We start from the raw sequence: 13,888 nt of genomic DNA on the forward strand, positions 1-13,888 counted from the left end.
GGCCTACAGAGTCATGCAATTCATTGATATTACGTGATATGTAGGCCGGATAAGGCGTTCACGCTGCATCCGGCATAACGCAACGCAGGTTGTTAGCCTGCTGAAATCACCAGTTACACATTGTTGATATTTCAGATTGTAGGGAAACGAACCCCATCTATATGATTGGTCCACCTATGGAGCAGTGAAGGAGCACTGACCGTGGATCAACCTAATCAATTGACGATCTCCGCAGCATTAAAAATAATCGCCACGGGGATCGCCTTACCCCCTGATAAAATTACCTCTCAACAACTGGATGTTCAGCTAAATAAACCCTCGGGCTATGTTGAACGATGTTCCGGCATTTGCTGGCGCTATTTTGCCAGCAACGACGCCAGTCAGGCCGAACTGGCAGCTGAAGCTTTGCATAATGCGCTGTCGGCAGCCGCGTTAAAACCATGTGATATTGATCTGTTAATTTGTGCATCAGCCATTGCCGTACAGGCATTACCCTGTAGTGCAATTCATATTCTCAAAGCCGCAGCCATGCCCGCAGGCGTTGCTGGGTTTGATATCAACAGTAGCTGTGTCAGCTTTATTTCCGCTCTGGAAGTCGCTGCCGGATTACTTAACTGTGGAGCATACCGGCGCATTGCCATCGTCTCAGCAGATATTGCTTCACGCGGTATCGACTGGGATCACGAAGAGTCGTCTTTAATTTTTGGTGATGGCGCGGTGTGTGCGATTGTTGAGCGGGGCGATGGTCGCAGCGGGATTATCGCCAGCCTGATCGAAATGTATCCCGAAGGCAGCGAACTGTGTGAAATTCGTGCTGGCGGCACGCGGTGCAATCCACGGTCAGGCGTCAGTGACAGCGACTTCCTTTTTCATATGCAGGGGAAACCGCTGTTTCGTTTTGCTTCTTCGCTTATTGAAGACTATTTTTCGCGCTTACTGCAAAAAAGCGGCCTACAACTGGCTGATATCGGCACGGTCGTCCCGCATCAGGCCAGTCATCTTTCCCTTGAACATATGCGTAAACGGCTGCAAGTTCCGGAGTCTGCGCTTATTGATGTCTACCGTTTCTACGGCAATCAGGTTGCTGCTTCAATACCTACGGCGCTGCATGAAGCGGTGATTAGCGGTCGTTTTACTGCGAATAAACCTGCGATGTTAATTGGCACGGCGGCGGGATTAACGCTGGCTGGCATGGTGCTTTTACCGTGAAAATCCTCGTGACGGGGGCGACCAGCGGCCTCGGGCGAAATGCCGTACAGTATTTGTTGGAGTTGGGTGTTTCGGTTGTGGCAACAGGGCGAAATCGTGAGGTTGGCAAAAGCCTGACAAGCGCAGGCGCGAAGTTTGTGGCTCTCGATTTAACCGAGGCAAACGAGGATGACTGCGCCCGCTTGATGGCGGGCTGCGATGCCGTCTGGCACTGCGCGGCAAAGTCCTCGCCCTGGGGCGACAAAACGGCGTTCTGGCTTGCCAATGTCAAAGCGACCCATACTCTGACACAGGCGGCAGGTAGGCTGAATATTCCCCGGTTTATCCATATCTCCACGCCTGCGGTTTACTTTGATTTTCAACATCACTATGACCTGCAAGAAACCTGTCTTGCGCGAGCATTCTCCAGCCATTACGCCAGCAGTAAATATGCCGCAGAGGAGGTTATTGCCAGAGCTGTTTCTCGATATCCTGCCACGAGGTTTATTCTTTTACGCCCACGCGGGCTTTTTGGCCCTCATGACCAGGTAATAGTTCCCCGACTGATGCAGCAACTGCAACAAGGGGGCGGCTGCTTACATTTGCCGCGCGGGGGGGAAGCGTTATTGGATCTCACTTTCGTGCAAAACGTGGTGTATGCCATGCAACTGGCAACACTGGTTGAAGGTTTACGCTCGGGCAGTATTTACAACATCAGCAATCATCAGCCGCAAAAATTATCTGTAATGCTTGACGCCTTGCTGCGCCAGCAATTGGGATTGAGCTACCGAATTGCTACCGTTCCGTGGCCGTTGCTTTCTCTGGTCGCGCGCGGCCTGGAACTGTACGGGAAGTGCGTTAATCAGGAACCTGTTATCACACGTTACAGCGCCGGAACACTCTGTTTTGATATGACGCTGAGTGCGCAAAAGGCCATTACAGAGCTGGGATATCACCCGCGCTTTTCGATGGAACAAGGTATTGCAATCACGGGACAATGGCTGAGGGAACATGGCAAAAATAACCGCATTTGAAACGGGCTGGTGTACCCATATTGGCTGCATTGCGCTGAAAGGGGCAGGGCTGAAAGTGTGTAAATTTCCCGCCCGCGCCTGGCTGCTGGAAGTGGGAGAGAAACGCTGGCTGTGGGACACCGGCTATTCATCGTGGTTCGAACACTACACGCAATCCGGCGTATTTCGTCTTTATCGCCAGGTCACGCCAGTTTACTTCGATCCGCAGCAGGCGTTGGTGCGGCAACTTTCTGCAATCGGCCTCGCAGCGAAAGATGTTGATGCGATTATTCTGTCGCATTTTCACGCCGATCATATTGCGGGCCTGCGCGATTTTCCTGATGTCGCCTGCATCTGTTCTGGTGAAGGTTGGCGGCAGGTAAGCACTCTGCGTGGTATCTCTGCACTGCGCCAGGCTTTTGTGCCAGGGCTAATCCCGGAGCATTTTGACTCTTCACTGCGTTTTATTGAAAGTTTCGCATCGGTGAATTTGCCCTCAGAACTGGCACCGTTTGAGAGTGGCTATTTGCTGCCAGCAAGCAATGGCGAAATTATCCTCGTGCCGCTTGCGGGTCATGCTGCCGGACATATTGGCGCGTTTGTGCAGACAGACGACGGCTGGACTTTACTGGCTGGCGATGCGGCATGGGCGCCAGCTAACTACCGGGAGCTACGTGGGCCTTCACCACTGGCGCATCTGGTTATGTCTGATAGCCACGCCTACTACCGCACGCTTGGGCAATTACATCAGCTTTGGCAAAACGGCGCAGTGGATATTCGTTTGTGCCACGAGGGGAATTTATGATCCCGTTGACTTTACTCTGGCGCTACTTCCGTACCCGCAGGCTGCGTTTCACCGATCGCCAGGCGCTGGAATACTGGCAGGCAAAAAGGCTGCATCAGTTCCGGCAAAATGTCTTGTCTCAAAGCCCGTGGTTTCAGCGTTATCTGGCATTGCCCTTTAACCAGTGGCCAATGATGGATAAAGCGTTAATGATGACGCATTTCGATGAGATGAATACCGCAGGTTTAAAGCGCGACGAACTTCTCGATTGTGCAATGCGCAGTGAACAGAGCCGTGATTTCAAACCCTGCGTTGGCAAGTTCAGCGTTGGGCTTTCATCAGGTACATCGGGGCGTCGTGGACTTTTTGTTGTTAGCCCGCACGAACAACAGATGTGGGCCGCTGGTGTGCTGGCAAAAGTGTTACCCGACGGTTTATTTGCCAAAGAGCGGGTGGCGCTGTTTCTGCGCGCGGATAACAACCTCTATCAAAGTGTGAATAATCGCTGGTTGACTCTCGATTTTTACGATCTGTTGGCGCCATTTCAGGCGCAACTCAAACTTCTGGAACAGCGTTCGCCCACGATTATTGTCGCGCCAGCTCAGGTATTACGCGCACTGGCGTTAAAGGTGGCTGCCGGAGAGTTAACGCTAAAGGTCAAAAAAGTGATTTCGGTGGCGGAAGTTCTGGAGCCGCAGGATCGGGAATTACTGCGAAGCGTGTTCAACAATGTGGGTGAAATTTATCAGGCGACTGAAGGCTTTCTCGCTTCCACCTGCCGCTGTGGCACGTTACATCTCAATGAAGAATTTGTTCACATTGAACCGCAATGGCTGGATGAACGCCGTTTTGTGCCGATCGTCACTGACTTTACCCGCACCACGCAGCCGATAGTGCGTTATCGACTTGATGACGTGCTGGTGGCAAGCGAACAGCCATGCCCCTGTGGCTGTGCGACAATGGCGATTGCACGTATCGAAGGGCGGCAGGATGACCAACTGCAACTGCCGGCAAGCTCCGGCGATATTCAGACTGTTTTTGCCGATGCCTGTAGTCGTGTGCTGGCAATGACGTTGCCGCTAACAGCCGATTACCGCCTGCTACAAACCGGGCCAGCACATTTGACGTTAATAGCCGATTGTGAGCTGCGGATGCTGGAGCATTGCCGGGAGGCGTTGAATGCCTTGTTTATGCGCCAGAATATCGCAGTCGGGCAATTGATATGGTCGCTGGAATCGCAAACAGTGCCAGTCGCTTTTGCAGCCAAGCGGCGGCGTATTGTGCGTCAGTGGGGGCGGGAATGAGCAATTTACTGCTACGCCTGAAACAGATGCTACTTGGCTGGGGAACCGTTGGGGTTATCTATAACCTTAGCGACTACCTGCAAGGTCAGGGATATCAATTAACACCGTCGGTAATTGATAATCTGATTGCGTTTTCTCCTTCTGCCGTGTGGTTGTATGTCTCGTTTTTTATTCTTGTGCCGTTAGGCTACTTATCAACACCACTTTCTCACTTGCGCTGGCTGGCCCACTCAACGCAACTTTCGGCGCTGGTGGCTGGCATGATTTATCTACTCTGGCCCACGACAATGCAATATCCCTCGTTTGGTCAGTCGGGGATATCTGCGGGCGCACTCAACGGGCTGATCGCTATTGACTCAAGCCAGAACTGTTTTCCCTCATTACATGCAGCACTCACGCTGTTGGCGGTATGGGCGATAGCCAAAAAGGGGAGCTGTTGGCTGACGCTGATGAGCGTGGTCTGGGCGATAGCTATCGCCTTTTCAATTCTGCAATTACGCAGACATTTATTTATCGATTTAGTAGGCGGCGCGTTGCTGGCGTCGGTTTGCGGTTGGATATGCGCAACATGCGAGAAAAGGAAGACGCAATATGAGTGATTTACTGTTTCCCATCATATCGATGATGCTGTTGGTGTTAGCCGAAGCGGGCGTGTTGCAAATCACCGGGCGGCAAAAAGTGGACTGGCTGGACGTTATTTTTAATATCAACTCCGGTCATATGATGCTGTGGTTATTTCGCTGCCTGGAAGTGCTTTGCTATAGCCTGGTGGTCAATCACTTAAGCATTGGCCTGTTTGATAATGCACCAGTTGTCCTGCTATGGCTGTTTACTTTGCTGGCGTGGGATTTGGGCTTTTACTGGCTGCATCGATGGCATCACGAAATTCGCCCGCTGTGGGCGGTACATGTGGTGCATCATCAAGGGGAACACTACAACCTGTCATTGGGCGTGCGTAATTCGTGGTACTCCTCGTTAACGTCAATCCCGTTTTTTCTGCTGTTGGCGATGCTTGGTGTGCCGTTGCAGGTTTTTTTGACGGTTTCTATTATTCACTACAGTTGGCAGTTTTTTAACCACAGCGCGCTAACACCGAAACTGGGCTGGCTGGAAAAAGTGCTGATCACGCCCTCGCACCATCGCGTCCATCATCTGAATGAAAAGCAATATGCCGATACTAATTACGGTGGCACCTTTCTGTTATGGGATAAACTTTTCGGTTCCTATAGTGCAGGGCCGGATCATGCCGTAGGCTATGGCGTGAAAAATAGTCGATTATCCTGCAACCCGATGCGCGAGAGTAACCTGCCGTTTTTACGCTTAATGGGTCTTCACTCATTTGGTAAAGCGATTGAACGTCGCTACCAGAGTTCCCCGTGGGCGGTGGGTGCAGGGGTGATCCTGCTGTTTATGCTGGTGCTTGGCTACATCCAGCAATATGGCTATGGCATTGAGTTTATTACCAGTGAGCAGGTTATATTATTTGTGTTGCTGGTGGCAGGCTCGGTCGCCCTGGGAGGAATGAGCGACGGGCAGCGTTGGGGAATGATTCTTTGGTGCTCTGTAACGTTGTCATTACTCTATTTTATTCTTTATATGTGTTCATGGAGCACTCTGCTCTGGAAGGGATTGGCTGGTGTTTTGCTGGCCCATTGCGTGTTATTCGTAATCGGCCTGGGACGTAAATCGTTAAGGAAACGCTATGAACCTGTTTAAGCCCGACAGGTTAATCACTTTTCCTGCCGATGATCCGCATCTGGTGAAACTGCTGCAGAATGGTACGAAATCGTACCTCGCAAAAGCAGGCGATCATCGGTATGCGGACGGATGGGCATTCACGAAAATGTTGGCACTGATTATCGCCTGCCTATTCTGTTATTTACTGGCGTTGTCTCAGAGTCAGTGGGAACTGTATCTGTTGTGGTATCTGGCGATGATGTTTTGCGCCATGCTGTTAGCAGTCAATGTGGTGCATGACGCGTCGCACGATGCATTTTTGCGCGGTAAAAAAGCCAATGCCTGGCTTAATCGGTTAGTTGCTTTTCCGATGGGGCTTGATCCTGACTGCTGGCGGGTACGCCACGTTCGCTTCCATCACGGTTTTACTAATATTGAATTTTACGATCCTGACACTGCAGAAAATGGCATTCTTCGCCAGACCCCGTGGCAACGGTGGCGACCTTTTATGCGCCAGCAACATCGCTACTGGCCGTTGGTCGCGGCGCTCACCTTTCCCTGGTATATCTGGGTGGTGGACTGGCTCGATCGCGCAGGGTTTACCCCGGTAACGCGGCATCTGGCCCTGCGAGGCTTTGCTGGCTGGGGGTATTTCTTAGCCGGGAAACTGGCGCATTGTGTGCTCTGTCTGATACTTCCCTGGCTTTTGTCTGAATTTAGTTTTATGACCATCCTGCTGACTTACCTGTTTAGCCAGCTGCTGGCGTCACTGATCTTTGTGATGTTGATTATCGGAACGCACTGGGCGAAGGGGCATACGCAGTTACCGCCAGAAGAGGGCAAAATGGCCGTGGGCAGGCTGACACATACCTTCGCCACCACCTTTGACTGGACACCGCAACCTGCATGGCTTGGCTACTGGCTGGGCGGGATTAATTTGCATCTTACCCATCATCTTTTTCCTCAGTGGCATCATCGCCATTATCCGGCGTTAAGCCGCATTGTTGCGCAAATCGCCAGCCAGCAAGGTCTGGATTATCAATTGTTGACGTTAGCGGATTTATTGAGGCTACAGCAGCAGTTTTTGCGGAAAATGGGTGCGAAAACGATAGATTGAGAATGGAATTAAGTGATGGTGGTGGGGGAAGGATTCGAACCTTCGAAGTCGATGACGGCAGATTTACAGTCTGCTCCCTTTGGCCGCTCGGGAACCCCACCTGGGGTAATTCATATTGTAGGCAATGCTTGAGATGGTGGTGGGGGAAGGATTCGAACCTTCGAAGTCGATGACGGCAGATTTACAGTCTGCTCCCTTTGGCCGCTCGGGAACCCCACCACGGGGTAATGCTTTTTACTGGCCTGCTCCCTCACTGGGAAGCGGGGCGCATCATATCAAATGACACGCCGCTGTAAAGTGTTACGTTGAGAAAAATGAACTGGTTGCATAATTTTCATCCGCAACGGATTAAAGGCAACCAGTTATTTTTGTTGGCGATTAAAGAATAATCGTTCGGTTGCCGTAAACAAAGACGCGCTGGGCCAAAACCTGGTAAAGCGCGCGGCTTAATACGTTTTTCTCGACGTCACGACCTGCGCGCATCATATCTTCGGCAGTGTAAGTGTGATCCACATGAATGACATCCTGCATGATGATTGGGCCTTCATCCAGATTGTCATTTACATAGTGTGCCGTTGCGCCAATAATCTTCACGCCGCGTTCATAAGCCTGATGATAGGGACGTGCGCCGATAAACGCTGGCAGGAATGAATGGTGAATATTGATAATTTTGTTCGGGAAACGAGCGACAAACTCCGGCGTTAATACCCGCATATATTTTGCCAGCACCACATAATCAGGTTGATGCGCTTCAATGGCGTCCGCCATCTTCTGATCGTGCTCGTTGCGGCTTAACCCTTCATGGCTCACCAATTCAAACGGTATATCAAAACGTTCCACCAATGGACGCAGGGTATCGTGGTTACCAATAACCGCAGCGATTTCGACATCCAGGCCACCGTAGTTGGCTTTCATCAGCAGATCGCCCAGGCAATGCGCTTCTTTGGTCACCAGAATGACTATTCGGCGACGACCGGCAGGATTCAGTTCACGCACTGAACCTTCCGGCAACGCACCGTCGAGATCTGCCAGCAGGGTGGCATCATTAAAAATGCCTTCCAGCTCCGTGCGCATAAAAAAGCGCCCGGTACGGTGGTCCACAAATTCATTGTTCTGCACGATGTTTAACTCGTGCTTGTAGCAAATATTAGTAATACGCGCGATCAGACCTTTTTGATCCGGGCAAATAGTACGTAGAACTTTACGTTGGAGTGAATGCATTGCTGGAAAAACCTTGTTGAGAGTGTTTGCTAAACCGTACCGTCAACCTTTATTGGCCGCAGCACTTTTTAAATTTTTTACCTGAACCACAAGGGCAGGGATCGTTGCGACCAAACTGCGGACGTGTACCATCAATATAGTACCACTGGCCGTTTTCTTTCAAAAATCGTGAACGCTCAATAATCGCTCCTGATTTACCCTTCTCAGTAAAACGAGCGACAAAACTGACATATCCTACGTCGTCACCTTCGTGATATGAACGCTCAAATACGGTCAGCCCTAACCATTCGGTATGCGCAAATCCGGCAATTAATTCAGCACGTAACGCCGAGGCGCCACAGGACGGATGCCAGGTTTTAATTAAATAATCTGCGTCGTGCATCACAAAAGCGCAGTAACGCGAACGCATAAGACGTTCGGGATCTGGTGCAACCTTTTCACCAGACACATAAGGGTGGCAACATAGGCTATACTCGACAGCACTACCACAGGGACAAAGCTTAGACACAAATAATCTCCCTGGAAACAATAACGGCGTTTTAACCGCCGGAGTAGCACTATGTTAACCGAGCGGTAGCGATGTGGCTACGGCTGCATTCCAGGGGACGCTTTCAGGAACAATGAGAAAAGTAAAAATAGGGCTGGCGCTGGGATCCGGTGCGGCACGAGGATGGTCGCATATTGGCGTCATTAACGCGCTTAAAAAAATGGGCATTGAAATTGATATCGTCGCAGGATGTTCAATTGGTTCGCTGGTAGGCGCAGCCTATGCCTGTGATCGATTATCGGCTCTGGAAGAGTGGGTTACCTCTTTTAGTTATTGGGATGTTTTACGACTGATGGACCTCTCCTGGCAGCGCGGTGGGCTGTTGCGCGGCGAGCGTGTGTTCAATCGGTATCGTGAAATAATGCCAGAAACAGAAATCGAAAATTGTTCACGCCGCTTCGCTGCAGTAGCCACCAATTTAAGCACAGGGCGCGAATTATGGTTTACCGAAGGCGATCTCCATCTCGCTATTCGTGCATCGTGCAGTATTCCGGGCCTGATGGCGCCGGTCGCGCACAACGGCTACTGGCTTGTTGATGGCGCAGTCGTTAATCCCATTCCTATTTCTCTTACTCGTGCATTGGGCGCAGATATCGTAATTGCGGTTGATCTCCAGCACGACGCTCACTTAATGCAGCAAGATCTTCTTTCATTTAATGTCAGCGCTGAAAATGGCGAGAGTGAAGATGATCTACCCTGGCATGCGCGGCTGAAAGAGCGACTAAGTAGTATTACTGCGCGTCGAAGCGTTACGGCACCGACAGCAACAGAAATTATGACTACTTCTATTCAGGTATTGGAAAACCGCCTTAAAAGAAACCGTATGGCAGGGGACCCGCCTGATATTCTGATTCAACCCGTTTGCCCACAGATTTCCACGCTCGATTTTCATCGTGCGCAGGCTGCCATTTCGGCAGGACAATTGGCGGTAGAGAAGAAAATGGATGAACTTTTACCGCTAGTTCGAACTAACGTTTTGACCTGATTTTTTATCTACACTTAAGTTAATTCTGACAGGCACTGATGGCAATAGCATGCCACTATTGAATAAAGCCAGTCAGGGGAGAGAACATGACGCAGCCATTGGTCGGAAAACAGATTCTCATAGTTGAAGATGAGGCGGTATTTCGCTCGCTTCTGGATTCGTGGTTTTCCTCATTGGGAGCGACAACGGTACTGGCGGCTGATGGGGTGGATGCCCTTGAGCTACTGGGAGGTTTCACACCCGACCTAATGATATGTGATATTGCAATGCCGAGAATGAACGGCCTGAAACTATTGGAACATATTCGCAACCGGGGTGACCAAACACCTGTCTTGGTGATTTCCGCTACGGAAAATATGGCAGATATTGCGAAAGCGTTACGTCTGGGAGTGGAAGATGTTTTACTGAAACCAGTTAAAGATCTCAACCGTCTGCGCGAGATGGTTTTTGCGTGTCTTTATCCCAGCATGTTTAATTCGCGCGTAGAGGAAGAAGAACGGCTTTTTCGCGACTGGGATGCGATGGTGGATAATCCCGCTGCGGCTGCTAAATTATTGCAAGAATTACAGCCGCCGGTTCAGCAGGTGATTTCCCATTGCCGGGTTAATTATCGCCAACTGGTGGCCGTTGATAAACCGGGTCTGGTGCTTGATATTGCAGCTCTTTCGGAAAACGATCTGGCTTTTTATTGTCTCGATGTAACTCGTGCCGGACATAATGGCGTTCTTGCCGCCTTGTTATTACGTGCGCTGTTTAATGGGTTATTACAGGAGCAGATTGCTCACCAAAATCAGCGTTTGCCAGAGTTGGGTGCGTTATTGAAGCAGGTAAACCATTTACTGCGGCAGGCCAATCTACCCGGCCAGTTCCCGCTATTAGTCGGCTATTATCATCGTGAATTAAAAAATCTCATTTTGGTTTCCGCTGGCCTGAATGCGACGTTAAATGCCGGTGAACACCAGATTCAAATCAGTAATGGTGTTCCGTTAGGAACATTAGGCAACGCCTATTTGAATCAATTGAGCCAGCGATGTGATGCCTGGCAATGCCAAATTTGGGGAACAGGTGGAAGACTGCGCTTGATGTTGTCTGCAGAATGAACAAACGATTATATGGGATAAAATTGCATTACGCGCTGGTGTCGGCTGGTGGTACTATCGTCGCCATTCATTTAAGTAATTGTCTTAATTATGTTAACTCGCCTCCTTTTCGGAACCAGGCCTCGTCAGGGTACTGATATACTGGGATGCGACACAGAAATATGAACACGTTCAATACACGAACAGTCCAGGAGAATTTAAATGGCTGCCATTAATACGAAAGTCAAAAAAGCCGTTATCCCCGTTGCGGGATTAGGAACCAGGATGTTGCCGGCGACGAAAGCCATCCCGAAAGAGATGCTGCCGCTTGTCGATAAGCCATTAATTCAATACGTCGTGAATGAATGTATTGCGGCTGGCATTACTGAAATTGTGCTGGTCACTCACTCATCTAAAAACTCTATTGAAAACCATTTCGATACCAGTTTTGAACTGGAAGCAATGCTGGAAAAACGTGTAAAACGCCAGTTGCTTGATGAGGTGCAGTCCATTTGTCCACCACACGTGACTATTATGCAAGTTCGTCAGGGGCTGGCGAAAGGTTTGGGACACGCAGTATTGTGTGCCCATCCGGTAGTGGGTGATGAACCTGTGGCTGTTATTTTACCTGACGTTATTCTGGATGAATATGAATCCGATTTATCGCAGGATAACCTTGCAGAGATGATTCGTCGCTTTGATGAAACTGGCCATAGCCAGATAATGGTGGAGCCTGTTGCTGATGTGACGGCATATGGTGTTGTGGATTGCAAAGGTGTGGATTTAGCGCCTGGCGAAAGTGTACCGATGGTCGGCGTGGTAGAAAAACCGAAAGCGGATGTAGCGCCGTCTAATCTTGCTATTGTAGGTCGCTATGTTCTCAGTGCTGATATTTGGCCGTTGCTGGCCAAAACTCCTCCGGGAGCAGGTGATGAAATTCAGCTTACCGACGCGATTGATATGCTGATCGAAAAAGAAACGGTTGAAGCCTATCATATGAAAGGGAAGAGCCATGACTGCGGTAATAAATTAGGTTACATGCAGGCCTTCGTTGAATACGGTATTCGTCACAACACACTGGGCGCTGAATTTAAAGCCTGGCTTGAAGAAGAGATGGGCATTAAGAAGTAACATCCATTGCGATGTTTTCTACGAAACGGCATTGAGTGATCAATGCCGTTTTTTATAGCGTATTCTTATTAAAGAGTCTTGACGCGGACAATAAAAAATCCCGCCAATGGCGGGATTTTAAGCAAACATAATCAAGAAAAGATTATTGCTTGATCAGGAAATCGTCGAGGGATTTACCTTGCTCATCCATTGCTTTTTTGATCACAGCTGGAGTACGGCCCTGGCCAGTCCAGGTTTTGGTTTCGCCGTTTTCGTCAACGTAGCTATATTTAGCCGGACGCTGTGCGCGTTTAGCTTTGGTGCCAGATTTAACAGCTGCAATGCTATTCAACAGTTCGTTCGGGTCAATACCGTCAGCGATCAGCATTTCACGATATTGCTGCAGTTTACGAGTACGCTCTTCAACTTCAGCAGCAGCTGCGCTTTCTTCTTCGCGACGTTCGTTAACGACAACTTCTAATTTTTCCAGCATTTCTTGCAGCGTTTCAAGTGTACATTCTCTTGCCTGCGCACGAAGAGTACGGATGTTGTTCAGAATTTTAAGTGCTTCGCTCATTGTAGTAATCTCAAACTTATATTTGGGTGGTTTGTTGAGGTAATAATAGAGCCTTAAATTCAGTTGTGCAATAGCCAGGAATGTAAGGAATTCAAAAATGTTCTTTATTTTGTACCGACAATAAATATCTTTTCATAAAATTAGCCAGAAATGACGTGGCATATAGCCCTATTTACATCGATGCTTTCGCATCACTTAAGGTTAAAACTTCCTGATTCATGTCACATTTTATGTGGAGATTAACATGCGCCAGAGCCTTTTCACTCTTGTGTATTAGTCCTGTTTATGAAAATCCACTATTAAGCGAATGATGAAAAGTAGAACAGTCGCAATAAGTGCAAGGACTTCGTATTGCTCTATCCAGGAGGCCAGCAGGGGTTATTACGTGCGCAACAAGTTAAAGATTGTGAATAGTTACCATGAATCATTTACGCGTTTATAACAAGCAAGGCAGTTGCAAAGATAGCTCTGAAGGATTATGCCAGCCATTCGTAATGGATGACGAATATACTACTTCTATGCGCACTGTTACGCTGTAAAACTGACGAATTATGATAAACTTCAGCCAACTTTATTTCATATCATTGAGGGCCTGTGGCTGATGGCGCAGCTATATTTCTACTATTCCGCAATGAATGCGGGTAAGTCTACGGCATTGTTGCAATCTTCATACAATTACCAGGAACGCGGTATGCGCACTGTCGTATATACGGCGGAAATTGATGATCGTTTCGGAGCGGGGAAAGTTAGCTCGCGTATAGGTTTGTCATCTCCTGCAAAATTATTTAACCAAAATTCATCATTATTTGATGAGATTCGTGCGGAACACGAACAGCAGACAATTCATTGCGTACTGGTTGATGAATGCCAGTTTTTAACCAGACAACAAGTATATGAATTATCGGAGGTTGTAGATCAACTCGATATACCCGTACTTTGTTATGGCTTGCGTACCGATTTTCGCGGTGAATTGTTTGTTGGTAGCCAATACTTACTGGCATGGTCAGACAAACTGGTCGAATTAAAAACTATTTGTTTTTGTGGCCGCAAAGCAAGTATGGTGCTACGTCTTGATCTGGCGGGTAGACCTTATAACGAAGGTGAGCAGGTGGTTATTGGTGGTAATGAGCGTTATGTCTCGGTTTGCCGTAAACACTATAAAGAAGCGTTAGAGGTCGGCTCTTTGACGGCGATTCAGGACAATCATCGGCACGACTAATCAGTTTTTCTTTACTGACAGGGTGAATAGGGCGCTTTTATCCTGTCAGTCCGTTTTACTAACTTCT

Annotated in this window: 14 protein-coding genes and 2 tRNA genes; 11 read left to right on the plus strand and 5 right to left on the minus strand. The window is 49.0% G+C overall.

Going from position 1 to position 13,888, the window contains the following annotated elements:
- Positions 1-201: 201 nt before the first annotated feature.
- The 7 genes from A9180_RS11030 to A9180_RS11060 are packed head-to-tail and all read left to right on the plus strand — an operon-like array spanning position 202 to position 7,083.
- Positions 202-1,209: a 3-oxoacyl-[acyl-carrier-protein] synthase III C-terminal domain-containing protein gene (locus tag A9180_RS11030; RefSeq protein WP_064528751.1), complete on the plus strand. Its 1,008-nt coding sequence runs from the start codon at positions 202-204 to the stop codon at positions 1,207-1,209.
- Positions 1,206-2,222, plus strand: a complete 1,017-nt coding sequence (locus tag A9180_RS11035; RefSeq protein ID WP_064528753.1) for an NAD-dependent epimerase/dehydratase family protein — start codon at positions 1,206-1,208, stop codon at positions 2,220-2,222. Before A9180_RS11030 ends, A9180_RS11035 begins: the two co-directional genes overlap by 4 nt.
- On the plus strand, positions 2,200-3,006 hold the full coding sequence (locus A9180_RS11040) for an MBL fold metallo-hydrolase (RefSeq protein WP_064528755.1): 807 nt from the start codon (positions 2,200-2,202) through the stop codon (positions 3,004-3,006). Before A9180_RS11035 ends, A9180_RS11040 begins: the two co-directional genes overlap by 23 nt.
- Positions 3,003-4,289 (plus strand): F390 synthetase-related protein, encoded by a 1,287-nt coding sequence (locus A9180_RS11045; protein WP_064528757.1) that lies wholly within the window; start codon positions 3,003-3,005, stop codon positions 4,287-4,289. The genes A9180_RS11040 and A9180_RS11045 overlap by 4 nt, the downstream gene beginning before the upstream one ends.
- Positions 4,286-4,888, plus strand: coding sequence for a phosphatase PAP2 family protein (locus A9180_RS11050; RefSeq protein ID WP_064528759.1), 603 nt, complete (start codon positions 4,286-4,288; stop codon positions 4,886-4,888). The genes A9180_RS11045 and A9180_RS11050 overlap by 4 nt, the downstream gene beginning before the upstream one ends.
- The gene (locus tag A9180_RS11055; protein ID WP_064528761.1) at positions 4,881-6,005 is read left to right on the plus strand and encodes a sterol desaturase family protein; all 1,125 of its coding nucleotides are present in this window, start codon (positions 4,881-4,883) and stop codon (positions 6,003-6,005) included. The genes A9180_RS11050 and A9180_RS11055 overlap by 8 nt, the downstream gene beginning before the upstream one ends.
- Complete coding sequence (locus A9180_RS11060; protein ID WP_064528763.1) at positions 5,992-7,083, plus strand: fatty acid desaturase family protein; 1,092 nt, start codon at positions 5,992-5,994, stop codon at positions 7,081-7,083. The genes A9180_RS11055 and A9180_RS11060 overlap by 14 nt, the downstream gene beginning before the upstream one ends.
- Positions 7,084-7,099: 16 nt before the next feature.
- Here A9180_RS11060 and A9180_RS11065 read toward each other — a convergent pair.
- From A9180_RS11065 to A9180_RS11080, 4 genes are all read right to left on the minus strand, one after another.
- Positions 7,100-7,184 (minus strand) — tRNA-Tyr (locus A9180_RS11065).
- Between the two features lie 33 nt (positions 7,185-7,217).
- A tRNA-Tyr gene (locus A9180_RS11070) sits at positions 7,218-7,302 on the minus strand.
- Between the two features lie 159 nt (positions 7,303-7,461).
- On the minus strand, positions 7,462-8,304 hold the full coding sequence (gene purU, locus A9180_RS11075) for a formyltetrahydrofolate deformylase (RefSeq protein ID WP_064528766.1): 843 nt from the start codon (positions 8,302-8,304) through the stop codon (positions 7,462-7,464).
- Between the two features lie 49 nt (positions 8,305-8,353).
- Complete coding sequence (locus tag A9180_RS11080; RefSeq protein ID WP_064528767.1) at positions 8,354-8,812, minus strand: YchJ family protein; 459 nt, start codon at positions 8,810-8,812, stop codon at positions 8,354-8,356.
- A gap of 112 nt (positions 8,813-8,924) precedes the next feature.
- Here A9180_RS11080 and rssA point away from each other — a divergent pair, with 112 nt between their 5' ends.
- From rssA to galU, 3 genes are all read left to right on the plus strand, one after another.
- Entirely contained in the window at positions 8,925-9,836 is a 912-nt protein-coding gene (gene rssA, locus A9180_RS11085) for a patatin-like phospholipase RssA (RefSeq protein WP_064528770.1), read from the plus strand.
- An 86-nt stretch (positions 9,837-9,922) separates the two neighbouring features.
- Positions 9,923-10,936 carry a two-component system response regulator RssB gene (rssB, locus tag A9180_RS11090; protein WP_064528772.1) on the plus strand — a complete coding sequence of 338 codons (1,014 nt, stop codon included), beginning with the start codon at positions 9,923-9,925 and terminating at the stop codon, positions 10,934-10,936.
- 201 nt (positions 10,937-11,137) lie between these two features.
- A complete protein-coding gene (gene galU / locus A9180_RS11095) occupies positions 11,138-12,046 on the plus strand; it encodes a UTP--glucose-1-phosphate uridylyltransferase GalU (RefSeq protein ID WP_064528774.1) in 909 nt (302 codons plus the stop codon).
- Positions 12,047-12,188: 142 nt separating this feature from the next.
- Here the strand turns inward: galU and hns are convergent, their stop codons facing one another.
- On the minus strand, positions 12,189-12,602 hold the full coding sequence (hns, locus tag A9180_RS11100; protein ID WP_064528776.1) for a histone-like nucleoid-structuring protein H-NS: 414 nt from the start codon (positions 12,600-12,602) through the stop codon (positions 12,189-12,191).
- Positions 12,603-13,203: 601 nt separating this feature from the next.
- On the opposite strand from hns, the gene tdk reads away from it, so the two are divergent.
- Positions 13,204-13,821, plus strand: a complete 618-nt coding sequence (tdk, locus tag A9180_RS11105) for a thymidine kinase (protein WP_064528778.1) — start codon at positions 13,204-13,206, stop codon at positions 13,819-13,821.
- Positions 13,822-13,888 lie beyond the last annotated feature (67 nt).

It is taken from the genome of Escherichia sp. B1147, from assembly GCF_001660175.1.
GTDB lineage: Bacteria > Pseudomonadota > Gammaproteobacteria > Enterobacterales > Enterobacteriaceae > Escherichia > Escherichia whittamii.

Bases quoted from the DNA above. Each gene is read 5' to 3' on its own strand.
- A9180_RS11040 (WP_064528755.1), top strand. From the start codon at position 2,200: ATGGCAAAAATAACCGCATTTGAAACGGGCTGGTGTACCCATATTGGC.
- A9180_RS11045 (WP_064528757.1), top strand. From the start codon at position 3,003: ATGATCCCGTTGACTTTACTCTGGCGCTACTTCCGTACCCGCAGGCTG.
- A9180_RS11050 (WP_064528759.1), top strand. From the start codon at position 4,286: ATGAGCAATTTACTGCTACGCCTGAAACAGATGCTACTTGGCTGGGGA.
- A9180_RS11055 (WP_064528761.1), top strand. From the start codon at position 4,881: ATGAGTGATTTACTGTTTCCCATCATATCGATGATGCTGTTGGTGTTA.
- A9180_RS11060 (WP_064528763.1), top strand. From the start codon at position 5,992: ATGAACCTGTTTAAGCCCGACAGGTTAATCACTTTTCCTGCCGATGAT.
- purU (WP_064528766.1), bottom strand. From the start codon at position 8,304: ATGCATTCACTCCAACGTAAAGTTCTACGTACTATTTGCCCGGATCAA.
- rssA (WP_064528770.1), top strand. From the start codon at position 8,925: ATGAGAAAAGTAAAAATAGGGCTGGCGCTGGGATCCGGTGCGGCACGA.
- rssB (WP_064528772.1), top strand. From the start codon at position 9,923: ATGACGCAGCCATTGGTCGGAAAACAGATTCTCATAGTTGAAGATGAG.
- galU (WP_064528774.1), top strand. From the start codon at position 11,138: ATGGCTGCCATTAATACGAAAGTCAAAAAAGCCGTTATCCCCGTTGCG.
- hns (WP_064528776.1), bottom strand. From the start codon at position 12,602: ATGAGCGAAGCACTTAAAATTCTGAACAACATCCGTACTCTTCGTGCG.
- tdk (WP_064528778.1), top strand. From the start codon at position 13,204: ATGGCGCAGCTATATTTCTACTATTCCGCAATGAATGCGGGTAAGTCT.